The following is a 22,989-nucleotide window of genomic DNA, read 5'->3' on the forward strand; positions in this document are numbered from 1 at the left end:
TCCACCAATCAAGAACCATGGCGGTGTATTCTACTGAAGAGACCAGATTTTTGGATAGGTTTGTTGTCATCGTTAGGTTAGCACTGGCTAAACTGTGAATTGCGTGCAAGAAATAGTTATCGCTATCCTGAGTATTGAGAAAACGAATCTTAGGGGTTGATCATGTCATTTATCGGTTTAAATCCGATACCACACTGGACTTATATCACCAAAATCAATAGCGCCAATTGAGGCTTCGAACAGACTTCAATATGCTCTATCACTGATAAGGCCAGCGTTTGATGCTGGCCTTCCTTTTCCAGATCAGAGAGACGAGTTCTCGGTGCTACTCAAGAACGAGCTCTTGCGCAAGCGCTTGACGCTTCTCTTCACCAAAACCGCGTAAGCCAACCACATGCACATGCTCACGATCGTTAAAGATCTTGCGCACTAATTTATAGGTGGTGCCTTGCTCTGGGCTGATGTTTTCCGGTGCGGCAATCAACAGCTGCATATCCAAACGATGACACAACTCAAACAAGGTCGAGATCGATTTAGCATCCAAACGCGCGGCTTCATCAAGGAACAGCAAACGACATGGGATCACGTCTTTACCGCGTAACCGCCGTGATTCCTCTTCCCAGCTTTGAATTACCATCAGCAAAATGGCCTGGCCGGTACCAATGGCCTCCCCTGTCGACAACGCACCAGATTCCGCTTTAAGCCAGCCGTCGGTACCACGATTCACCTCAATGCCTAATTCGAGGAAATTGCGATAATCTAACAACTCTTCGCCTAAGGTCTGTGGTGAACGCTGCCCCATGTCGATATGCGGATTCAGGCGTTGGAACAACTTCGCCATCGCTTCTGAGAAGGTCAGGTTTGGATTGCCGAACAAGTCTTGGTGTTGATCGGCATGCTCGGCCAAGCCCATCAGTAGCTGCGCATGGGTGTGACGAATCGAGACATTGAGACGCACGCCTTTCACCTGACCAAACCCGACACTTTGCAACCCTTGGTTGAGCATGCGGATCCGGTTTTGTTCACGCTGAATCGTTTTACGAATAATATTAGCGACCGACTCTGAGCTAATCGCTAACCGCTGCTCACGCTGCGTGAGTTCTTCGGTCAGGCGCGCAAGCTCCACTTCCATCTCTTCAATCGCTTCAACCGGATCGTCGGTGCGAATAATGTCGTGGCGGATCCGCTCGCGCAGATGTTGATAAACCGCAACGTAAAACAACACTTTACGCTCAGGCCGACCGATATCTTCTGACGCGCGTAAAGCATCACGCAAAATTTCATTATCGGCCACGGCAAGGCGCAAGGCACCCAACGACTTATCCGACAGTGAGCGCAATTCCTCGGCAGACATATACGCCATTTCTCGGCGGTTCAGTTGCTTTTCAACGCCGTTATCACGCGCAATCCGTAATACACTGCACCAGCCTGCTTTGGCATTGACCACAAACTGACGCAGTTCTTTATACTGCTTGAGCGATTTACGCAGTTCTTTGGTCAGCGACTTGGTTTCCATCTCTAACGAGGTGATCCCACGTGACAGCTCACTATGTCGCTGTCGTGCTTGGTGCATGTGCTCATACAAGGTATCGCGACGATGCTGCGCGCGCATCAAAGCTTCTTCGTCCGCTTGTACACCTAACTCGGCAAATTCACGTTTAAACTCGTTCAACGTCTCTTGCTTGGATTGATGGGCACTTTTAAGCGACGCGAGCAGCTGCTGATACTGGCTATTTTGCCCCTGCACCTGCTTTAGCGCATCACGCTCACGTTGGCGAACTTGCTCTGCGTCTTTTAGTTTGGCCTTCAGTTGCTCGTTTAACTCACTGCTTTGCATCAGCATCTCTGCCGCATCTTGATAGGCAAAATGAGGACGGCGCTCCGCTAAGTCGGCGACGGCAAATAGCTGTTGCTTAATCGCTTGTAAGGCTTCATCCGCTTCTTGATAGGCTTGCTCCAACTTATCAAACTGCTCAGGATCACTCTCCAATGTGGCCAAGTATCCTTCTAGTGACGCCAACGTCTCTCCATGCTGCTGGATAAACGTTTTGGCCTGTTTCGCTGCGTGCAGGTTGTCATTCGCGGTTTGCAAGCGAACATCAAGTTCGGATTCTGCCAGGGCGTCGGCACAGTAACGCAGCTTATCAAGGCATTGCAGGGCTTGCTGACAACGTGAAACCTCAGCCTCATGCTGCGTCAGCGTCTGTTTACTCTCAGTTATCGCGCGCTGGGTTTGCACGCGTTTTTCACGGCAACGCGCTATCGCTTGCTCGGGATCGGGAGTAAAGGCAACGGTTAGGTGCTCCGCAATAAATTGGCTAAACGCTTGCGATAAACGCTGCCACTTTTGCACATCAAACGAGGCCTTCGCGTAATCTTCTACCAGTGCATCACGTTGTGCTCTGAGCTGCTCAAGCCGATGCTCACGAGCCGCACGGCCAAATAGCGGGGTCTCTGGGAAGCGTGAATAGCGCATTTGCCGATCATTCAGGTGCACACATACCGCACCGCCCAGCTCTTGAGCATCAAACACGCGATCATCAAATGCGTCCGCATCGCCTTCAATGATGTAAAGATCATCTGGGCACGCGTCAAGCGAAGCCAGCTTCTCCTTTACGCCTTTCAGATCCGGCACCACAATCGCATGACGCGCTGGACCATACAGAGCGCTAAAATACGGGGCATCTTCTAAGGTAATATCGTCGTAAATCTCAGAGAGCAGGGTTCCGCCAAGCGTCTCTGCCAGTCCTTGTAATTGCGAATCTTCACTGCCACCAGGTTGCGCCAGCTGTTCAATCGCCTGCTCTATCTCGGCTTTTTGGCGGGCAAGCTCCTCTTGATGATGGGTCTGCTGACGCACTGACTCATGTGTGGCATGCATGGCGTCCATCACCGCTTGGCTATCCGCCAAGGTTTGCTCGGTCTGGGTTTCGAGTTTGGTCAACGCCTCATTGGCGGCAAACCAACGGGGCGCTTTGCCTTCAAGCTCGCGAATGTCCGCATCAATCGCTGCCTCGGTACGTGACAACTCGCGCAGCCGCTCGGCTTGAGCCTCTTTTTCTTGCTGTAAGGTCTCTCGTTTTTCTTGTTGCAAGGCAACAGCTTGCTCCACGGCATCACTATCAGCCAGGCGCTCCCCGGTTAACGCCTGATAGTCTAACACCAGGTGGCTAGCCTTTTGCTGCTGCTCAACACGTTGGGTTAATTCGCGATGTTCATATTGGCGTTGTGAGAGGCTGTCGGCGAGATAGCGACGGGTGCGGCCCTGCTCTACCCAATACTTGGCTTTTTCTCCTGCCTCGGACCGGGCCACTGACGGGTCAATGCGTTGTAATAAGCTTAATCCTTGCGCAAACTGATTGGCCGTTGCCGATGCCAAATCCCGCTTGTGTTTAAGCGACAATACGCGATCCGTTTGCTCTGATTCTTCGGTTTTGAGCCTTTGCAAGCAGGCCCCTGCCTCATCGACGGTTAGGGCGTCATCGTCGGTGAGACGTCTGGCTGTTTCAAGCGCCGTTACAGCTTGCTGATATTGCAAAGATCGCGTTTGCTGAGTATTTAGCGCTTGCTGATAGTCCGCCAGTTGCGTTTTCAGGCTATCGACTTCTTCTTCGCTTTGTGCTGCCCGCAACTCGGCCTCGGTGAGCTGTTCCGTGGCTTCTTCCACCACCATGATTTGCTCTTCCAGTCGCTCAGATAATTCAAGCAAGTCTTCTTCATAACGCTGGATTTTTTCTTGCTGACGCATCGCCGATTGCACCAGTTGTAAGTGGTCCGCCGCGGCTTGATGGTCTTGCTCAAGATGATCTTGTCCGGCTTCCAACTCACTTAATTCGGCACGCATGGCCTCAGCGTGCTGCTGTTTTTGCTGCAAGGTTTGATGCGCGGCGTTTAATTCAGCCCGCAAAGACAAAGCCTGTTCGAGCTTGGTACGACGTTCGTTGGCATGGCGCATGTAATCTGAAGCCACATAATGGGTCGCCTCGGTGATCAGGTGCTTAAACAAATCCCGATCGCGCTGGGTAACTTTAATCGCCTCCAGCGTCATGCGGTTTTCTTTTAGCGCCACTTCCATGTCTTGGAAGGCTTTTTTAACCCCGCCATTTTGTGGCAATAAGTACTCACGAAGTGACTTAGTAATGGCACTGGAAATACCGCCATACAAAGACGCTTCGATCAGGCGGTAGAATTTGCCACGATCTTGTTGCGTACGCAGCTTTTTAGGTAACACTCCAAATTCAAACATTTGCGCATGATAGTCAGTGACCGAACTAAACGCTTTAAAATGCGCGGTTTCATACGCACCGGCCGCGTCTTTCACTTCGTTCAACTGACGCACTCGTGCTTGGCCGTTATTTAAGGTTTCAACCAAGACATCAGTAGGTGAGACGGAGGACGGTAACCCTTGCAAGATAAATGGCTTGATATCGACTTTCTTATCTCGACCGGCGACTTGCTGTAGGCGTACGCCAAATAACACGCGCTGTTGACGCGAGTTCACCACATCTAATGCCGCATAACAGGCGCCTGGTTGCAATTTACCGTGCAAACCTTTGTCCCGAGATGCACTCGAGCTGCCTGCTTCCGTGGTATTGCGAAAGTGCAGTAAGGTTTGATCGGGGATCAATGAAGTAATAAAAGCCGCCATAGTGGTGGATTTACCGGCGCCATTGCCACCTGATAACGTGGTGACCAGTGAATCGATATCAAAGGTCCGCGCAAAAAAGCCGTTCCAGTTCACCATGGTGAGTGATTGATACTTACCGCGCTGGCTCATGCTGTCGGCTCCTCCGTGTGTTGTGTTGCGGACGTCTCAGCTTCCTGATCAAACGCATCATCAAGCAAGCTAGATTGAATATGTTCTTGGCTATGGACCACAGCTTCGCCATCTCGGATTAAGCGTAACTGCGCTTCTTGCGGATCATCGCCCGTGCGCACATCGGCGCCAAAGCGGAAGGTGGCTTCACTAACGCGAAACTTATTGCCCTCACCAATCGGCAAGATCATTCCCAAACGACGCAGGCGACGCAGCGAGGTTTTCACCTTATCAAACAGCTTCTCGCGGTCGAGATCTGAGCCTGTGGCACGGTGGGTGACCAGCTTCATCAGTTTTTTCTCGTCGGCCAATGCCATCAGCTCGTCGAACAATTCTTGCGTGGTGAAGATCCCTTCTTGGGCTAAACGCTCTGGGCTCAAATACAAAAAGCACAGTACTTTGCCGACCAGCATATCAAGCTCCGACAAGACACTGCGGCGGATAAGGCTGGTGGAACGCGGACGCAGATAGAAAAAGCCTTCTGGCGCACGCACTAACTCAGCGTTATAGCGCTGATAAAAAATATTTAACGCTTGCTCAAATTCAATCAGCAAGGCGTGGTTATCTAAATCGTCACTGGCAACATGGCGGCCAGCGCGCAATGCACTATCCAACGCCGGAAATAAAGGGTTAGCAATGGCTTTGGCCAGCTCCTCTGGCATTGGCTGTTCAGTATTTATCGATGACATTCGCTTGTACCTTCGCTCCGAAATCGTTAATCGCCTGCCAATCAGGCTGGATCGCGCTGAGATCAGATTGGGAATAACCCATCCGAACCGCTTGATTAATCACTAAGCGCGCGAGATCAAAATGGCGAGCTTGGGGGTGCTCGGCTAAGTAGTCTTTGAGAACACGACCGAGATCGATCGCTTGTCCGGTTTCTCGGTGACGGTTGAGCATCTGTGAAACTTTCTGTGACAAGGTGTCATCAACCACAGCCAACTGCTCAAACGTCACTTCTTCTGGCATATCGCCGGTGACTTCATCATCACGTAACACCAAGGCTTCATCACGGGTGTCGCGTAAACGCTCGGCATCCGCATAGGTCAAAAACCACGGCGCATCCAAATAGTCCGAGACCGATTGGCGCAGACGCTGACTAAACGCGCGGTTTTTATCCATATCAATCGCGGTTCGAATAAATTTATGCACATGGCGATCGTAACCTATCCATAAATCAATCGCTTGCTGACCCCAGTTCACGATCCGATCCAGTTTCATCTGCAGTCGATAAACCATGGCATCGACAAACTCGAGCTCGTCGCGTTGCCGCACCACTTCCTGGATCTCTAACAGTTGGCTTTGTAACTCATCTCCCGCCGCTTGCAATGTTTCTTGCAGCTCTTGCAACGTATTGGATGTTTCATTTAACAAGTGCTCACAGTTAGCGATAGCGGCTTGCCAGTCTTGGGTAAGCAAGGCGGCAATATCGTCTTTAACTTGCTGTTGCTGCTCATCCATCACCCGCTGGTTAAGATCGATACGGTCAAAGATATCGGCCACCGAGTATTTTAATACCCCATACACATTGTGACGCCAAAAGGCGGCATCGCCATCTTCCTCTGCCGCACCGCGTGCCTTAGCGATTTCATCCGCGACCATTGAAAGCTGTACAGACAACTTTAACGTCGAGTATTCACGGTGGCGCGCATAATAATCCGCAATGCCCAGGGCGAGCGGCGTCAGACGATAAATGCTATCGCCCTCGGTCATTTCACTGGTAAAACGGCTTAATAAGCGCGCTTGCACCATTTCATTGATAGCATTGTTGGCACGAAAAGCGATGTTGCCGACGCTGCCACCTTCGTCATTCATAAACTGTTCACTCACTAGCCGAAAAACATCGACTAATTCATGTTCGCTCAGTTCATCGTCTAAGCGCTCTTGGCTCATCACCGCCATTGCCAGCAAAAATGCCAAGCGCTCGGGCGGCAGCTGAAGTGCAAAGTTATTATGTTTAACCCAACTGACCAATTCCGGTACGGTCTGAGCGTCGCCTTCCCTATGCTGAGAAGACTGAGCCTGATCACTCATCGGTTGTCCTTGTTTTCATCTTGATGGCTGGAGGCATTATGTTGTCCCCATACATGAATATATCGCCCTAGAGACACAAACGGCTCTTGGCGGCAAAGTTGCTGCTCCAACGCCAGCACCTGCTCAAAGGTAAAATCACCAATATTGGTATCGCGCATGTAGTCATGAAACGTGCGCACCCCGGTTTTACCTTTGAGGCTAATGCCACTGTCTTGCATCCATTGATAGACACTGTCTGGCTGCAACCCTTTGGGCGGCTGCAGTTTAAACCGTTTACGGTGCGGCATTCCCTGTTCAACATGGGTCAAGTTGCCACAGACGAGGTTTTTAAACAGCAATCCGGTTTGGTTATAAAACATCACGGATGCAACGCCACCCGGCCGTAAATGGCTGAGCAAATCTTTTAGCACTTGCTCAGGAGCGGCGACCCACTCCAATACCGCGTGAAATAAAATCACATCCGGGGGTGACGCCAAATGCTCACCAATGGACTGCACCGAGGAGTGGACCAGCTGATACTGCGCAAGTAAGTCCTGTTGTTCAATCTCCTGACGCGCCAACTCGAGCATTTGTGAAGAAAGATCACACAAAGTGACCCTGTGACCTCGAGCGGCCAGCGGTTGTGAAATCGGTGCAACGCCGCCACCCGCATCCAAAATATGGAGTGGTTGATCCGGCGGAAAGCACTGCAACATCTGCTCGATGTCGTGCCAAATTACCGCTTGACGGATTTCGCCTTTGCCCGATCCATAAATGTTTTTAACAAATTTGTGGGCGATGTCGTCGAAATTTTTATCCTCAGTCACAATGGCATTCGTTATCATTGAGTGGTATGAAGGCTTATTCTGTCACAAGCCTTACGTTAATAAAGGTTTATGGCATTATTTGTGCCTCGTTTGACTATATTTCGGGCGACATTGCATGTTTGAATTAAAAAAACTTATCTCAACCTTGATAATGCCCTTGCCCGCGCTGTTGCTCTTGGGTCTTTTCGGGCTATGCCTGCTTTGGTTCTCTCAGCGTAAAAGGCTGGCATCTTTTGTTATTTTCATCGCGTTTGCTGGGATTTTTCTCACTGCGTTTCAACCGGTCGCCTCTGGGTTACTTCGCCCTCTTGAGCGTCAATACACCGCTTTTCTCCCGACAGAGAAACCGGTGGACTTTGTAATGGTACTTGGAAACAGTCATGTGGTAGATGACGCATTACCACCAACGTCTGAACTCTCGCGTGCAGCGCTCATGCGTCTGACCGAGGGGATCCGAATTCACCGGATGTATCCGACATCCAAACTAATATTATCGGGCTATGACCACGGCTATGAGGTGAGCCACGCCCGCATGTTGGCACGTGTCGCGATGGCGCTGGGGGTCAACAAAAACAGTATCTTGTTACTGGAAACAGCAAAAGATACCTGGGAGGAGGCGTATCAAGCAGCGTCTGTGGTGGGGAGCCGTAATCTGGTGTTAGTCACATCAGCCGCACATATGAAGCGTGCGGTGTATGAGTTTCAAAGCGCAGGCCTTAATCCCATCCCTGCACCGACCAACTTCATGGCGCAAAAAGAGATCAAACAGCCATGGATTAAATACAGCCCTCGCGCCCAATACTTGGAACAGTTTGAGCGCTATTGGCACGAGCGGCTCGGTCAAGCCTGGCAACGCCTTCGTGATTTGATCGCACAGCCGGCATCCAAGTAACAGCGAAGAGACAACGGATAACAAGAAAAGGTAACGGGTAAAAAGAAAAAAGCCGCGATAACATTCGCGGCTTTTTTATCGTTTATTGCCATGACAAGCGAGGAGATTACGACCTGATGGCTGTTAACGTCACTCGCTTGCACCATTGGCGGCGATATGCGCACGTACCGCCTCGAGATCGGCTTGGGTATCGACCCCATGCGGTGGCGTTTCGGCGGCAACCGCAACATGAATTTTTTCACCATGCCAAAGCACTCTGAGCTGCTCGAGCGACTCAATCTTTTCCAACGGACTTGGCGTCCAATGAATGTAGCGACTAATAAACCCCGCACGGTAGCCATAAATGCCAACATGACGGAGTAAAGCGTCTGGAATATCGGGAGATTCAGTCTCGAAATGAGTGCGATCCCAGGGAATCGTGGCGCGACTGAAATACAACGCAAACCCTTGCTGATCGGTGACGACTTTGACCACGTTGGGGTTGAATACTTGCTCACTGTCATCAATCGCAACGGCTAAGGTCGCCATCGGGGCTTGCGGGTACTGATTCAAATTCGCCGCCACTTGCCCAATCACTGCAGACGGAATTAAAGGCTCATCGCCTTGCACGTTGACAATGATGTCACCATCAGCAAAACCGTATTGTGCCACCACTTCCGCCAAGCGTTCAGTCCCTGACTCATGGTCAGCACGTGTTAGGCATACGTCGCCGCCAAAGTCACGTACCGCAGTCTCAATGCGTTTGTCGTCTGTTGCAACAATGACCTTACTGGCCCCTGCGGCTTGCGCGCGCTCATACACATGTTGGATCATCGGTTTGCCCGCGATCTCAGCCAATGGCTTTCCTGGCAGACGGCTTGAACCAAACCGTGCTGGGATCACCACATAAAACGGACTCATCCTTGCACCTCTTCCAAGGATAAATCGCGCGCTTCCGACGCGAGCAGTACCGGAATTCCATCGACAATAGGATAAGCAACCCGATCGAATTTACAAATCAGCTCGTTATTATCTCGGTTATAAAACAATTTGCCCTGGCATGATGGGCAGGCCACGATTTCAAGCAGGCGGTGATCCATAGCGTTCCTTTTTTATTTGTTCGCGTTTTTGGTCAAACGTTCGATCTTGGCGAGTAAAGCCTGGGCCGCAGCCTCCGGCAAACTCGCTTCTACCGGCAAATACCACCAGTTATCTTGTGCGATGCCTTGGTATTTTACCGCGTCTTTTTCGGTCATGAGTAAATGTTGCCCCTTCTTTGCCAACCTGTCCAGTTCCTCGGCGCTGAGGGTTTGGTGATCATTGATCCCTTGGCTGTACAGAGGCGTCACGCCCATTTGTTGCAACGTGGCAAAAAAGCGCGGCGGATGACCAATCCCTGCCACGGCAACCACATCCGGTAACATAGATGCAGGGCAAGCCTGACCGGTTCGAAGGTTCGTGGCTTGCCCGGCCACCAAATGCATAGGCCACTCTTGCCCTTGGGTGGTGCCGCCGTTATTAATCAGCATGTCGACACTGTCGAGGCGATCGACCGATTCACGTAAGGGTCCAAGGGGTAAGTAATGACCATTACCAAAGCGGCGCTGACCATCAATGATCACGATTTCAAGATCACGGTCTAAACGGTAATGCTGCATGCCATCGTCCGTCACCACGATATCGACGCCCTCTTGCAATAAGCGCTTCACTGCTTCACTGCGGTCAGGGTCAACGCACACTGGCACTTGGGTGCGGCGAGCGATTAACACCGGCTCATCACCGGCGGCTCTCGGCGATGTCGTTTGCGTCAACAGTAACGGGTATTGGTCTGATTTACCGCCATATCCACGGGAGACCACGCCTGGACGATAGCCTTGCGCTTTCAGTTGCTCCACTAGCCAGATCACGAAGGGAGTTTTACCGTTTCCCCCCACCATGATATTACCGACAACCACCACAGGAACGGGCGCACGATAACAAGGCGATCTTCCGCGCAAATATTGGCGGCGCCGATGACGAGCAATCAAACCAAATAAAGCACTAAACGGCCGTAATAGCGCCGTCCAAAGGGATCCTTGATGGCCAAACCAAAGTTGATCCAGCATACTTAGTCACCAAACTGAATACGATGGAGTTGAGCGTAGGCACCGTTGTGCGCGAGCAATGCTTGATGGCTACCTCGCTCAACAATCTCACCTTCATCTACCACCAAAATTTGATCGGCATCTTCAATGGTAGATAGACGGTGAGCAATCACCAGTACAGTGCGATCTTTTTGCAGCTCATCCAAGGCGGCTTGAATCGCGCGCTCTGACTCTGTATCCAGGGCCGAGGTTGCTTCATCCAGGATTAAAACAGGCGCATTACGTAACAGCGCGCGGGCAATGGCGATACGCTGACGCTGTCCACCCGACAAACTCACGCCATTTTCACCAATCATGGTGTCGTAGCCCTCATCCATAGCGCGAATAAAGTCGTCTGCGTAGGCCAACTTAGCGGCATGCTTAATTTGCTCAAGGCTATATTGATCGGCCGCGGCGTAGGCTATATTGTTAGCCACCGTATCGTTGAACAGGTGGACATTTTGCGACACCACCGCAACCTGTTGGCGCAAATTACTCAACGTATATTGCTCAATCGGCATCCCATCTAAGGTAATTGAACCGCTGTCTATCTCGTAAAAACGGGTTAAAAGGTTGGCAATGGTACTTTTTCCTGAACCTGACCGCCCCACCAGTGCTAGCGTTTTCCCTGCGGGCACCTCAAAACTCACATGATTCAGTGCCGGCGCTTCTCGTGATGGATAGGTAAAGACCACGTCTTCAACTTTAATGTCGCCGTTAATCTGCTCGGCCTCATGGGTGCCGGTATCTTTCTCGGTCTCAAGTTCCATTAAGTTAAACAAGCTATGACACGCTGCCATCCCGCGCTGAAATTGCGACGTCACGTTGGTTAACGATTTCAGTGGCCGCATCAAACCAAACATGGCACCGAATACCACCGCAAAGGTCCCTGCCGTTAGCTCTGACCGAATGGCTTCGGTGTTGGCGAGAATCAGCACCACCACCAGCGCCATTGACGCGATAAGCTGAATCACAGGGTTGGCAATCGCCTGGGCTGAAACCAGCTTCATGGTTTGCTGACGCATACGGTTACTGACTTTTTCAAACCGTTTTTTCTCGACGTCTTGGCCACCATAGCTTAAGACCACTTTATGGCCTTTGAGCATTTGCTCCGCGGAGCTGGTGACCGAGCCCATTGCATCTTGCATATTCGACGAAATACGGCGGAAACGTTTAGAGACCACTTGAATGGAAATCGCGACAACCGGCGCAATAACCAAAAGAATGGCGGATAACTGCCAACTTGACCAAAACATTAAGATCATCAAGCCAAGAATCGATGCGCCCTCTCTCACCAAGCTCACTAATGCGCCACTGGTTGCAGACGCCACTTGTTCGGAGTCATAGGTAATACGCGACAACAGCGCCCCTGACGACTCTTGGTCGAAAAAGCTCACGGGCATTTTCATAAAGTGATTAAACATGCGACGACGCATGGTCATTACCACATTACCCGACACCCAAGATAAGCAATAAGCAGAGACAAAGCTTGATAAGCCACGCACCAACATTAATATCACGAGGTAAAGTGGCATCCATTTAAGGAAATCGCCCTCAACGTCATCGTAAGAAAAGCCTTGATCAAGCAGTGGGCCGAGCATGGAAAGCATCAGGGTGTCACTGGCGGCGTTCATTACCAAGGCGACAATGGCAACGATTAACCCTAGTTTGTAATTAGCAATATAGGGCCAGAGTTGCTTAAACGTCTGCCAGGTCGTTTTATCTTGATATTCGCTCATTAAAATCGTTTTGATGGGTAAAACAGACCGGCATTCTACTCTTTTACCGGTCTGCGTCCAAATTTACTGGCCGACGTTTAAACATCTTACGATACCAAGCCGCACGACGATCTTGGCGCCAACGCGTTAACTGCCAACCCGTGTCGACACGCTGCCAACGAACTTGACCATTGGCTGCGGTATCTAACCACGTCACATCGGCGTGCTCATAGGCGGCCCGTACCTGTTGCGCGGGCAACCGCCAAGGATTGAGTAACCCCGTGGATGCCACCGCCCAAGAAGGATTCACCGCACCAATAAAAGAAGGCGAAGAAGAAGAACGACTGCCATGGTGCGGCACCAGCATAATATCGCTGTCTAGCTGCGTTTGATCGCCCAAGGATGCAAGCAAATTTGCTTCTCCCTTTCTCTCAATGTCTCCGGTCAGTAACACGCTGTATTCCCCGTCAGAGATGCGTATGACGCAAGAGTCATTATTGTCTGCAGGTGCCGTTGCTTCTGGCGGCCATAAGGCGGCGAAGTCTAATCCTTGCCACTGCCAGCGCTGCCCTGCCACACACGTTTGATAGCCAGAGCGTACCTCACTGGCACGGCGCCAACGCGGTGAATATTGAGCGACGATAAAATCGGCACCGCCATCGTGATCACTGTCGCCATGGCTGAGAATAAGACCGTCCAGGCGCTCAATGTGTCGACTTTCTAAAATAGGCGCGATGACCGCCTGTGCAATGCCGCCCACTTGCCAACGATTGCCAGTATCATAAAGGATGGCCTTTCCATTTTTACTCACCAACACCGCAAGACCATGGCCAACATCCAACACATCCACTTGCCAGTTCACCGCTTTCGGCGCGCGCCAGGTGATTAACGCGACGATAAACACAATGACCAAGCCGCTGCATCGATGGCACCGCCAACCATACAATCCTATCGCTAACGCTATCACAGTAAACGCCCATCCGATTGATGCCACCGGTACAGTCAACCAACTCGCTGAGGCATTTTCAGCCAGTGCCATCACCGGGATCAGACTGATATTGGCCCACTGCCAACATAACACGCCCCCTAATCCAGTCGTTGACAAAAAAAGGGCCATAAAAACTAACGGTACCGTTATCATTCCCACCCACGGGACCGCAACCAGATTAATAGGCGTTGCCGCCGCACTCACTCCAGAAAAAAAACTGAGTTGCAGCGGTAACATACCAATCAGCAGTACAAGTTGGACGACCAACAGCTGCTTCAACGGCCGCAGCCAGTGCCAGCGCCGGGGCGCTTGTCCCCAACCGGATGAGCGCGAAAAGCCATAATGCGCAAGACATAAGGCACCGACCGCCGAAAATGATAACCAAAAGCTGACCGAGAAGCCGGCTAACGGATCACGCGCAAGTACCAATAACACGGTGAGTTGCAAAAGATTAAGCGGTGAGACGCTGGCACCAAGACGCTTTGCCACCGACACCAATAACAGCGCAATCAATGCCCGTTGGGTTGGCAGTGCAAATCCCGCTAGTGCGGCATAGACTATCGCGACACCGAGTGCCACATAGAGCGGCAACCATGTAAATAAACGCTGCTCTGGCAGCCAAACACGCGCCCAACGGCCAAGTTGCCACCCCATGCCATAAGCCAAGCCAATGTGTAACCCTGAAATCGCCATCAAGTGGGCCAAACCACTTTGTGTCAATGTGTCCCAATGGGCGGCAGTCAGCCACGAACGCTCGCCCAAACTCAATGCTAAAAGGTGAGGGCCAAACCGAAGTGGTGATAAAGTCGGTGTTAAGGTATCAAGCAGCTGCTGACGCCAAGTAATGGTATCGGTTAATTGTGTAGCCTGTTTTAAACTGGCTTTGGCGTGTATTCGCCGAGCCACATAATATTTTTCCGCATCAAAGCCGGTTTCATTGAGTCGGCCATACGGTGGTTTAAGCCGTACAGTCAGCTGCCAACGCTCGCCCTGCTTAGGAAAAGGTGCCGATTGCCAGTACACACGTACACGCGCTGAACGAAAAGGCGCCAATCTCGATTGATTAATTTTATCGACATCAAAAATAATCGCTTGCGCGCCGGCTTTATCGCTAAAAAGGGTGCCCACAGTGCCCGTGATTGTAGTATCCTTTTGGTTTGAAATGATGTGGATCACGTTGGCTTGATACAGGTTTGCGGATAATACAGCCCAAGTGAGCCCCAGCGCGCTCCCTGCAAGCCACCACCAACGTGTTTTCACCCCGAAAAAAAAGACAATACAGGTAATGGAGCAGACCCAAAACGGCGGTAATACAGGCCACCATGGTAGTGATAGCAAAGTCAGTGCCGCGGTTATCGTAAAGGTTAGCTTCATCGCGTAATTTCCAGGTAATGTAAACAGGTATGCCCAAGAAGTTTTTTCAACGCTATATGCCAAAGCGGGAGGCGTTGCGCGACAATAAGGCGCTACGCGTATTTGGTAGCCTGTTGCAGGATCCCAATCTGTGGTGCCTTAACCGGCGCTCGGCATCAGGGGCCTTTGCGGTGGGGCTGTTTATGGCATTTGTCCCACTTCCTAGCCAAATGATCATGGCCGCAGGCCTGGCCATTATGTTCGGCGTGAATCTGCCACTGGCCGTGGCTTTGGTGTGGGTAAGCAATCCAATCACCATGCCGGTGATGTTTTATCTCGCTTACAAACTCGGGACCTGGATGCTGAATACGGCACCTATCCCCTTTCACTTTGAGCTTTCATGGCATTACCTTGCCGAGCAAATGAGCCATATTGGCCCACCTTTTTTATTAGGGTGTATCACTAGCGGGCTCGTCTTCGCGGTGATTGGTTATTTCAGTGTGCGCGGTATTTGGCGCTACTCGGTGGTGAGAAGCTGGCAAAAGCGCAAACTTCGCTTGCCTAAGAAAATCAAACAAGTACTCCCAAAGCCGACCAAACCGTCATCTTAGTGAGCACGTAGCGTAGCGCTCGGTGCATCTTGCGCAAGAGTGAGTCCGATAAGGTGCGAGTGAGATGGAATAGCTGTTGGTCGTTATACAATCGTTAACACCCTTGAGCGAGACAGATCAAAAAGAGCCCGTCGTAACGGGCTCTTTTTGTCGCTGTCTTTTATGCAGGCTATCTTGTATCAAGGCTATTTTGTATTAAAGCTATCTAGTTTTAGAGCTCTCTGGTATTAAAGCTATCTGGTATTCACGCTATTTGGCACTGAGCACTGCAGCGGGTTGAAGCTGGCAAGCACGACGTGCTGGGTACCAGGCCGCCAGCAAGCTCAGAAGTATCGCCGTGATACTAACAAGTACTACGTCTGTGGCATGTAACTCACTGGGGAGAAAGTTGACAAAATACACATCACCTGACAAAAAACGATGCCCGACCCAAGCCTCAATCTGAGACAAGATCGCGGTGAGATGACTGGCAATCGCCACGCCCAACACACTGCCAATTGCGCTGCCTAACGCCCCAGAGAACAATCCGTACCAGATAAATATGCGTCGAATCAGGCGATCATTCGCGCCCATTGTGCGTAAAATCGCAATGTCCGCAGCTCTATCTTTTACCGACATCATCAAGGTTGACACCACATTAAAACACGCCACGCCAATCACCAGCACCATCACCAAATACATAATGGCTCTGACCAACTGGATATCGCGATATAAATACCCGAAATCGCCCGTCCAATCTTTTAAGTACACATAAGTAGATAAGGTTTGCCCTACTTCTTGTACGATTTTTCGCGCGTCGAGTACCGGCGAAACCTTAAGCGAGACGCCGGTCACCGCCTCATCCATTCCCATCAGAGCTTGGGCATCTTGGAGACGCATTAATGCCAGCGAATGGTCGATTTGTCCGCCTAACTGCAACAGGCCAGCAACCTGCATTCGCACCCGCTTCGGCGCCCGTAGGTTAAGGCTACTGTCTGTCGCCGGCACCATGACCGTGATCCAGTCACCCTTGCTAACACCGAGCTGAGAAGCAATGCCTTGCCCCAAGACAAGACGAGATTGCCCCGCTGGCAAGCTTTCCCATCCACCATCGATATAATCACCAATCCGGCTAACCGTGCGCTCTGAGGTGGGATCCACCGCGCGAATTTGTGCGGGCTGTAAGCGGGTGCCATGTTCCATCAATGCCGTAAGCTCGACATAAGGCGCCGCCGCTTCCACCTGTGGGTGCCGTTCACTTTGCGCTTGCACCTGTTGCCAGTTTTCAATCGGACCATTGACCCCAAACACCTGCCCATGAGGTACCACCGACAGCACGCGTTGATTCAACTCTCGCTCAAACCCGTTCATGGCCGATAAACCCACAATGATCACCATGACGCCCACCGCGATACCCATGACCGAGGAAAGAGAAATAAAGGAGACCAAGCGATTTCGCTGCCGAGCACGACTAAAGCGCCGGCCTATCGCCAAGGATAACGGTTTCATGATGCCTCCTGCACAACCAAGTGACCATCTTGCATCATCACTTGGCGATCCAGTTTTGCTGCCAGCTCACTATCATGAGTGACCACTAAAAACGCCGTGCCATGTTTCGCATTCAGTTGTCGCATCAAATCGTAGATCTCTAACGCCGTGGCGTGATCCAAATTGCCTGTCGGTTCGTCGGCCAATACCAACTTCGGCTCATTGACTAAGGCACGTGCAATCGCCACACGTTGGCGCTCACCCCCCGATAACTCCGAGGGGCGATGCTTGAGTCGATGCCCAACCCCAACCGCATTCAAGATCGCAGTGGCTTGTTTTGCTGCCGCTTTGTGACTAACTTTGTTGATCAGCAAAGGCATCATCACGTTTTCGAGCGCGGTGAAGTCGGCCAACAAATGATGAAACTGATAAACAAATCCTAAGGTTTGATTGCGCAGTGTCGCCTGTTGTGACGCCGACATCGCACTCACCAATGCATCCTCAATCCAAACATCGCCCTCGCTCGGCGCATCAAGCGTACCAAGCGTGTGCAATAGCGTACTTTTCCCCGAGCCGGATGACCCCACAATCGCCACCAGCTCGCCCGGGGCTATTGTCATTGACACCTGGTTTAACACACAGGTTGATTGCCCACCTTCTTGATAGGTTTTACTGACACGGTGGCAGGACAACAAAGATTTACTCATAACGCAGTGCCTCAGCAGGGTGAACAGATGCCGCTTTAAATGCAGGGAATAAGGTTGCCAACACGCTTAGCACAACGGCTAAGCCGAGTATCATGGCAACTTGAAACGGATTAACAACCACAGGCAACGCTAAGCCGTTACCCAATAGACTCACGCCGAATATCGCCATGATTTCGTTGATGTATGATGCAATCAATACACCAAGCACGCCCCCAATGGCAGCACCAACCAGACCACTTAAACTGCCTTGAGCGATAAAGACAGCCACAATGTCTCTATCTTTCATGCCCAGTGTTTTTAAAATCGCGACCTCGGATTGTTTTTCCATCACCACCATGATCAGCGCGGAAATGATGTTAAATGCCGCCACCACAATGATCAGACTCAGCATCAAACTCATCATGTTTTTTTCCATTTTCACCGCTTGAAAGAGCTCACCACGCCAACGTCGCCAATCGGTCCAGGTGGCAGGATCGGCCTTGGGTTTAAGCTGGGTAATCGCAAATGGATCATCTAAAAATAACCGTAAGTCGTTCGCTTGGTTTGGGGAAATACCACTCAGTTTTGCGACATCTTCAATGTTGGCCAGCATCAACTGGTTATCGACATCCGTGCCAGTATGAAAAATCCCACCTACAGTAAATAAACGTTGCGCAGGGATCCGACCGATGGGCGTAAAACGACTAGCACTGGTGACCATGACTCGGACCGAATCTCCGACCCGTAATTGCAACTCAGATGCCATCGCGCGCCCTATCATCACTTGATAGCGTCCCGGACGCAGTGCCGACATCTCACCTTGCAAAAGGTGGGACGCCAGCGGCTCTGTCGCCTTCGGATCAATCCCTTCAAGTAAACCGGCACTGAGGCCATTACGGCTTTGAATCACCGCATCGGTGGTTTTTATCGGCGCGGTATCGACCACATGCGGCCACTGCTCTATGGTCGATGGTGTCGATCCTAACTGGCCATTGGCGATAATCGCATGGGGCAACACCCCTAAAATACGGCCTTTGAGTTGGGCTTCAAATCCATTCATCACCGATGACACCGTAATCAACGCCAATACACCGATCGCGATCCCCGCGGTAGACATCGACGAGACAAAACGCCCAAAGCGGTCGGCTGAACGGCCACGCAAATAGCGCAGGCCAATAAACACCGACAAAGGTTGATACATAGCACACCTAGCTTATTGTTTTGATTCGCTGCAAGCATACCTGTCCAAGTCAGGCTCGCCAAGTTATCCGCCGCATTTAACCCCCTCTGGATGATACAAATCCATGCCTTTAGGGCGAGAAAGTATCGCTAACCTTTACCTCTCAGTAAGGGTGCGTGATAATCATGAATACAACAGCAATGTAAAGGCACAGTGATGAGCCAAGACGAATACTTCTCTGTGCGAGCGGCCATGCGGATAAATGTGGAGCCTCTCGCCGACAATCAACCGCAACCGGACGCGGATGGCTTCATCGCGGAGATCCCCGCGCCATTTCGCTTGGCGAGCCAATGCGGCCAGCTTGATGCTGACGTGGAAAAGGATTTACAGTCGATTGACCCTAATGACGCGTCAGCATTGTTCCGCATTTTGCAGACTCAAAACGAAAAGCTCACACTGATGATGGGCTACATGCTCAGCCATGAAGATCAGCCTTCTCACCGCTTTATCACCCACACCTTTGGGGCGAGTCGTTTTTCGTACCTGAGTCCATCGCCGTTAGCACTTGGGGTACATGCACGCGTCAAGCTGTTCCTTGATCATCCACCCACAGCCATTTATTGCTACGGCGTGGTGACCGATTGCGAGCATCACCAAGAAGACGATGGCAATCAGCCTCACTATTTGATCCAAATCCAATACACACGGTTATTGGAAGAAGACCAAGACACTCTCATTCGTGCCGCGTTATATCATCAGCAAAAACTCTTAAAAAAACGCGCACGCGACCGAAAACAATCAAGCAGTTAAACTCATGACCCAACAACCGCTCTACGCTTTCACTCTGCCCACGGGCCCCGGCGACGTTAAACACCTTGGTAACCTAGCAGGGGCCGCGCTTCCGCTAGCGATTGCAACCTTAACCCAACAGCATGCGGGCCCGGTTTTTCTATTGGTCCCGGATAACCAAACCGCAGTGCGATTACAGCCGGCCATTCGCCAGTTCACCCAAGGTGAGTGCGATCTTTTTCCCGATTGGGAAACGCTGCCGTACGACAGTTTTTCGCCCCACCAAGACATTATCTCGGCACGCCTATCTTGCTTGTATCAACTGCCGCACCAGAAAACGGGAGTATTAATCGCACCGGCCAGTACGGCACTGCAACGCGTCACACCAAGACAGTTTTTGCACCAACATGCGTTGATGGTGAAAAAAGGCGATATTCTTTCGCTTGAAAAGCTGCGTGACCAACTCACCGATGCCGGCTACCGCCATGTTGATCAGGTGATGGAACATGGTGAATTCGCCAGCCGCGGCTCCATTCTTGATTTATTCCCAATGGGCAGTGACGAACCCTATCGCATTGACTTTTTTGATGATGAAGTCGATACCATTCGTCAATTTGATCCGGAAAACCAGCGCTCAACCGGCGAACTGACTCAGATCCAATTACTGCCGGCTCATGAGTTTCCTACCGATGATGCCGCCGTCGAATACTTTCGCGGCCGTTTTCGTGAACACTTTGAAGCGCGCCGAGAGCCTGAGTCGATTTATCAGCAAGTCAGCAAAAAAACCTGGCCAGCGGGGATCGAGTATTGGCTGCCGCTATTTTTCGAGCAAACCGAAACCTTGTTCGATTATTTGCCTGACAACACACTTATCTTATCGGTCGGCGATATCGATGCGGCGATCAGCCACTTTGAAGCAGATGTCGCCAACCGCTATGATCAACGCCGTGTTGATCCGCTGCGTCCACTGCTTCCTCCCGATGCACTATGGCTGAGCAAAGACACCCTGTTTGCGACACTCAAACAGTACCCTAGGCTTAAGCTTGAAAGTGACAGCGTCACAGAAAAAGCCGGACGCGAGAATCTGGACATCTCGCCACTGCCGTCACTGACCGTTAACCACCAAGCGAAAGAGCCGTTGGCCGCATTGCGTCAATTCAGCGAAGCGTATAGCGGTAAGGTGATTTTCTCGGTCGAATCGGAAGGTCGACGCGAAGCATTGTTGGATTTACTTAGCCAAGCGAAAATCCGTCCTATGGTCGCAGATGGCTTATCCGAAGCCCTATCACAATCCGGTCGTTTTGGTTTAATCATCGGTCCGGTAGACCAAGGCTTTATTGATAACCCGCGCCAATTTGCCCTAATCTGCGAAAGTGACATGTTCGGCGAGCGCGCCGTGCAACAACGCCGACGCGAAAAACGCAAACAAACCGTCAGTAATGATGCGGTGATCCGCAGCTTGGCAGAGCTCAAACCGGGACAAGCAGTGGTTCACCTTGAGCACGGTATTGGCCGCTATCAAGGTTTGCAGACCTTAGAGGCCGGCGGCTTAAAAACCGAATACATGACGCTCGAATACCAGCAAGGAGCCAAACTGTATGTGCCTGTCGGCGCATTGCATTTAATTAGCCGTTACTCTGGCGGAGCGGAAGACACCGCACCTATCCATAAATTAGGCGGCGAAGCGTGGGAAAAAGCCCGTCGCCGTGCGGCCGAAAAAGTCCGTGATGTCGCCGCAGAGCTTTTGGATGTTTATGCCAAACGCGAAACCAAGCCAGGCTTTACCTTTACTCACGACAAAGAGGCCTATCAAACATTTCGGGCCACCTTCCCGTTTGAAGAAACCGCAGATCAGTCCCAAGCGATTAATGCGGTGTTATCCGACATGTGCCGCCCGATCGCCATGGATCGCCTGGTCTGCGGCGATGTTGGCTTCGGCAAAACGGAAGTGGCAATGCGGGCGACGTTCCTCGCCGTAAACAACAGTAAGCAAGTTGCTGTATTAGTGCCAACCACCTTGCTCGCGCAACAGCACTTTGAAAACTTCCGCGATCGATTCGCTAACCTGCCAGTGCGGGTTGAAGTGCTCTCACGTTTTAAATCCGCCAAAGAGCAAAAAGCAATCATGGCCGATTGCGAAGCCGGCAAAGTCGACATACTGATCGGCACCCATAAGTTACTGCAATCCGATGTCAAAGTACGGGATTTAGGCTTACTGATTGTCGACGAAGAACACCGCTTTGGGGTACGTCAAAAAGAGAAAATCAAAGCCATGCGTGCCAATGTTGATATTCTCACGCTCACCGCCACACCGATTCCCCGGACACTCAATATGGCCATGAGTGGCATGCGTGATCTGTCGATTATTGCGACCCCGCCCTCACGACGCTTAGCGGTGAAGACTTTTGTCCGCGAGCGCGAAGACAACTTGATCAAAGAATCGCTCTTACGCGAAATCATGCGCGGGGGGCAAGTGTACTTTTTGCACAACGATATCGAGACAATAGAAAAAACCGCGAATGAAATCAGTGACATGATCCCTGAAGCTCGCGTGACCGTGGCGCATGGGCAAATGCGCGAGCGTGAGCTAGAAAAAATCATGAGTGATTTCTATCACCAAAAGTACAATGTATTAGTGTGTACCACCATCATCGAAACCGGCATCGATATTCCCTCAGCCAACACCATTATTATTGATCGCGCCGATCACTTTGGCTTGGCGCAGCTTCATCAGTTGCGTGGCCGGGTTGGACGCTCACACCACCAAGCCTATGCGTATCTGCTCACGCCACATCCAAAACGCATGACCAAAGATGCGGTCAAACGACTCGACGCCATTGCCGCGCTGGAAGATTTGGGGGCCGGTTTTACTCTCGCGACGCAAGATTTGGAAATTCGTGGGGCGGGCGAGTTATTGGGCGATGAGCAGAGCGGCCAAATTCAATCGATTGGCTTTACCCTCTACATGGATATGTTAGAGCAAGCGGTTGAAGCCTTAAAAGAGGGCAAAGAGCCAAGCCTAGATGCACTGCTCAATGAACAGACCGACATTGAATTGCGGCTACCTGCCCTATTACCGGATGACTATATTCCGGACATTAATATGCGCCTATCGATGTATAAACGCATTGCCAGCGCCAAGTCCAACGACGACATGAACGAGCTGCAAGTCGAGCTGATTGACCGCTTTGGATTACTGCCTGATGCGGCGAAGAACCTCCTCCACATTCAGCAACTGAAAATACGTGCCGCGAGCCTAGGCGTGAAGAAGATCGAGGCCAGTGAACGGGGTGGCTTAGTGGAGTTTCATGAAAACGCGCAAATTGATCCCGGATTTTTAGTGGGACTGTTACAATCTCGCCCAGATAAGTTTAAGTTTGACGGGCCAACTAAGATCAAGTTTGTCGAAACGCTCACCGACCGACGCGAGCGGATGAACTTTATTGATGAGCTGTTGACTCAATTTGCGAGCCATCAGTTAGTCGCCTAGTGCGTCAACAAACCCAATGAAAGGCGGCTGACAACGTCGCCTTTCATTACCAATGGA

The 22,989-nt window shown here is 51.2% G+C and carries 16 protein-coding genes; 4 read left to right on the forward strand and 12 right to left on the reverse strand.

Annotated features, from left to right (window positions below; genetic code table 11):
• Positions 1 to 325: 325 nt before the first annotated feature.
• The 4 genes from mukB to cmoM are packed head-to-tail and all read right to left on the reverse strand — an operon-like array spanning position 326 to position 7,656.
• On the reverse strand, positions 326 to 4,777 hold the full coding sequence (gene mukB / locus BZJ21_RS09240; RefSeq protein WP_077669633.1) for a chromosome partition protein MukB: 4,452 nt from the start codon (positions 4,775 to 4,777) through the stop codon (positions 326 to 328).
• Complete coding sequence (gene mukE, locus BZJ21_RS09245) at positions 4,774 to 5,505, reverse strand: chromosome partition protein MukE (protein ID WP_021022806.1); 732 nt, start codon at positions 5,503 to 5,505, stop codon at positions 4,774 to 4,776. The genes mukB and mukE overlap by 4 nt, the downstream gene beginning before the upstream one ends.
• Positions 5,486 to 6,850 carry a chromosome partition protein MukF gene (gene mukF / locus BZJ21_RS09250; RefSeq protein ID WP_077669634.1) on the reverse strand — a complete coding sequence of 455 codons (1,365 nt, stop codon included), beginning with the start codon at positions 6,848 to 6,850 and terminating at the stop codon, positions 5,486 to 5,488. Before mukF ends, mukE begins: the two co-directional genes overlap by 20 nt.
• The gene (gene cmoM / locus BZJ21_RS09255) at positions 6,847 to 7,656 is read right to left on the reverse strand and encodes a tRNA uridine 5-oxyacetic acid(34) methyltransferase CmoM (RefSeq protein ID WP_077669653.1); all 810 of its coding nucleotides are present in this window, start codon (positions 7,654 to 7,656) and stop codon (positions 6,847 to 6,849) included. The genes mukF and cmoM overlap by 4 nt, the downstream gene beginning before the upstream one ends.
• A 115-nt stretch (positions 7,657 to 7,771) precedes the next feature.
• Here cmoM and elyC point away from each other — a divergent pair, with 115 nt between their 5' ends.
• Positions 7,772 to 8,548, forward strand: a complete 777-nt coding sequence (gene elyC, locus BZJ21_RS09260) for an envelope biogenesis factor ElyC (RefSeq protein WP_077669635.1) — start codon at positions 7,772 to 7,774, stop codon at positions 8,546 to 8,548.
• A 129-nt stretch (positions 8,549 to 8,677) separates the two neighbouring features.
• Here elyC and kdsB read toward each other — a convergent pair whose 3' ends face one another.
• Genes kdsB through BZJ21_RS09285 form a run of 5 tightly spaced genes read right to left on the reverse strand, consistent with a single transcriptional unit; the run spans position 8,678 to position 14,730 of the window.
• Positions 8,678 to 9,448, reverse strand: coding sequence for a 3-deoxy-manno-octulosonate cytidylyltransferase (gene kdsB, locus BZJ21_RS09265; RefSeq protein ID WP_077669636.1), 771 nt, complete (start codon positions 9,446 to 9,448; stop codon positions 8,678 to 8,680).
• The gene (locus BZJ21_RS09270) at positions 9,445 to 9,627 is read right to left on the reverse strand and encodes a Trm112 family protein (protein WP_077460625.1); all 183 of its coding nucleotides are present in this window, start codon (positions 9,625 to 9,627) and stop codon (positions 9,445 to 9,447) included. Before BZJ21_RS09270 ends, kdsB begins: the two co-directional genes overlap by 4 nt.
• 12 nt (positions 9,628 to 9,639) lie before the next feature.
• The gene (gene lpxK, locus BZJ21_RS09275; protein ID WP_077669637.1) at positions 9,640 to 10,632 is read right to left on the reverse strand and encodes a tetraacyldisaccharide 4'-kinase; all 993 of its coding nucleotides are present in this window, start codon (positions 10,630 to 10,632) and stop codon (positions 9,640 to 9,642) included.
• A gap of 2 nt (positions 10,633 to 10,634) precedes the next feature.
• Positions 10,635 to 12,389 carry a lipid A ABC transporter ATP-binding protein/permease MsbA gene (gene msbA / locus BZJ21_RS09280; protein WP_077669638.1) on the reverse strand — a complete coding sequence of 585 codons (1,755 nt, stop codon included), beginning with the start codon at positions 12,387 to 12,389 and terminating at the stop codon, positions 10,635 to 10,637.
• A 43-nt stretch (positions 12,390 to 12,432) separates the two neighbouring features.
• On the reverse strand, positions 12,433 to 14,730 hold the full coding sequence (locus tag BZJ21_RS09285) for a DNA internalization-related competence protein ComEC/Rec2 (protein ID WP_077669639.1): 2,298 nt from the start codon (positions 14,728 to 14,730) through the stop codon (positions 12,433 to 12,435).
• Between the two features lie 29 nt (positions 14,731 to 14,759).
• Here BZJ21_RS09285 and BZJ21_RS09290 point away from each other — a divergent pair, with 29 nt between their 5' ends.
• Complete coding sequence (locus BZJ21_RS09290; RefSeq protein WP_021022813.1) at positions 14,760 to 15,320, forward strand: DUF2062 domain-containing protein; 561 nt, start codon at positions 14,760 to 14,762, stop codon at positions 15,318 to 15,320.
• Between the two features lie 249 nt (positions 15,321 to 15,569).
• Here the strand turns inward: BZJ21_RS09290 and lolE are convergent, their stop codons facing one another.
• From lolE to BZJ21_RS09305, 3 genes are read right to left on the reverse strand one after another with little or no spacing between them, the layout of a single operon-like run.
• Positions 15,570 to 16,811, reverse strand: coding sequence for a lipoprotein-releasing ABC transporter permease subunit LolE (lolE, locus tag BZJ21_RS09295; RefSeq protein WP_077669640.1), 1,242 nt, complete (start codon positions 16,809 to 16,811; stop codon positions 15,570 to 15,572).
• Complete coding sequence (lolD, locus tag BZJ21_RS09300; RefSeq protein WP_021022815.1) at positions 16,805 to 17,494, reverse strand: lipoprotein-releasing ABC transporter ATP-binding protein LolD; 690 nt, start codon at positions 17,492 to 17,494, stop codon at positions 16,805 to 16,807. Before lolD ends, lolE begins: the two co-directional genes overlap by 7 nt.
• Positions 17,487 to 18,674: a lipoprotein-releasing ABC transporter permease subunit gene (locus BZJ21_RS09305; protein ID WP_021022816.1), complete on the reverse strand. Its 1,188-nt coding sequence runs from the start codon at positions 18,672 to 18,674 to the stop codon at positions 17,487 to 17,489. The genes lolD and BZJ21_RS09305 overlap by 8 nt, the downstream gene beginning before the upstream one ends.
• A gap of 195 nt (positions 18,675 to 18,869) precedes the next feature.
• Here BZJ21_RS09305 and BZJ21_RS09310 point away from each other — a divergent pair, with 195 nt between their 5' ends.
• Positions 18,870 to 19,463, forward strand: a complete 594-nt coding sequence (locus BZJ21_RS09310; RefSeq protein WP_021022817.1) for a hypothetical protein — start codon at positions 18,870 to 18,872, stop codon at positions 19,461 to 19,463.
• A 4-nt stretch (positions 19,464 to 19,467) separates the two neighbouring features.
• The gene (gene mfd, locus BZJ21_RS09315) at positions 19,468 to 22,932 is read left to right on the forward strand and encodes a transcription-repair coupling factor (RefSeq protein ID WP_077669641.1); all 3,465 of its coding nucleotides are present in this window, start codon (positions 19,468 to 19,470) and stop codon (positions 22,930 to 22,932) included.
• The last annotated feature ends 57 nt before the right edge of the window (positions 22,933 to 22,989 follow it).

This window comes from Salinivibrio costicola subsp. alcaliphilus (assembly GCF_001996185.1).
GTDB classification, from domain to species: Bacteria; Pseudomonadota; Gammaproteobacteria; order Enterobacterales; family Vibrionaceae; genus Salinivibrio; species Salinivibrio costicola.

Bases quoted from the DNA above. Each gene is read 5' to 3' on its own strand.
- BZJ21_RS09310 (WP_021022817.1), top strand. From the start codon at position 18,870: ATGAGCCAAGACGAATACTTCTCTGTGCGAGCGGCCATGCGGATAAAT.
- BZJ21_RS09290 (WP_021022813.1), top strand. From the start codon at position 14,760: ATGCCCAAGAAGTTTTTTCAACGCTATATGCCAAAGCGGGAGGCGTTG.
- mukB (WP_077669633.1), bottom strand. From the start codon at position 4,777: ATGAGCCAGCGCGGTAAGTATCAATCACTCACCATGGTGAACTGGAAC.
- lolD (WP_021022815.1), bottom strand. From the start codon at position 17,494: ATGAGTAAATCTTTGTTGTCCTGCCACCGTGTCAGTAAAACCTATCAA.
- mukF (WP_077669634.1), bottom strand. From the start codon at position 6,850: ATGAGTGATCAGGCTCAGTCTTCTCAGCATAGGGAAGGCGACGCTCAG.
- msbA (WP_077669638.1), bottom strand. From the start codon at position 12,389: ATGAGCGAATATCAAGATAAAACGACCTGGCAGACGTTTAAGCAACTC.
- mfd (WP_077669641.1), top strand. From the start codon at position 19,468: ATGACCCAACAACCGCTCTACGCTTTCACTCTGCCCACGGGCCCCGGC.
- kdsB (WP_077669636.1), bottom strand. From the start codon at position 9,448: ATGAGTCCGTTTTATGTGGTGATCCCAGCACGGTTTGGTTCAAGCCGT.
- BZJ21_RS09305 (WP_021022816.1), bottom strand. From the start codon at position 18,674: ATGTATCAACCTTTGTCGGTGTTTATTGGCCTGCGCTATTTGCGTGGC.
- elyC (WP_077669635.1), top strand. From the start codon at position 7,772: ATGTTTGAATTAAAAAAACTTATCTCAACCTTGATAATGCCCTTGCCC.
- mukE (WP_021022806.1), bottom strand. From the start codon at position 5,505: ATGTCATCGATAAATACTGAACAGCCAATGCCAGAGGAGCTGGCCAAA.
- lpxK (WP_077669637.1), bottom strand. From the start codon at position 10,632: ATGCTGGATCAACTTTGGTTTGGCCATCAAGGATCCCTTTGGACGGCG.
- BZJ21_RS09285 (WP_077669639.1), bottom strand. From the start codon at position 14,730: ATGAAGCTAACCTTTACGATAACCGCGGCACTGACTTTGCTATCACTA.
- BZJ21_RS09270 (WP_077460625.1), bottom strand. From the start codon at position 9,627: ATGGATCACCGCCTGCTTGAAATCGTGGCCTGCCCATCATGCCAGGGC.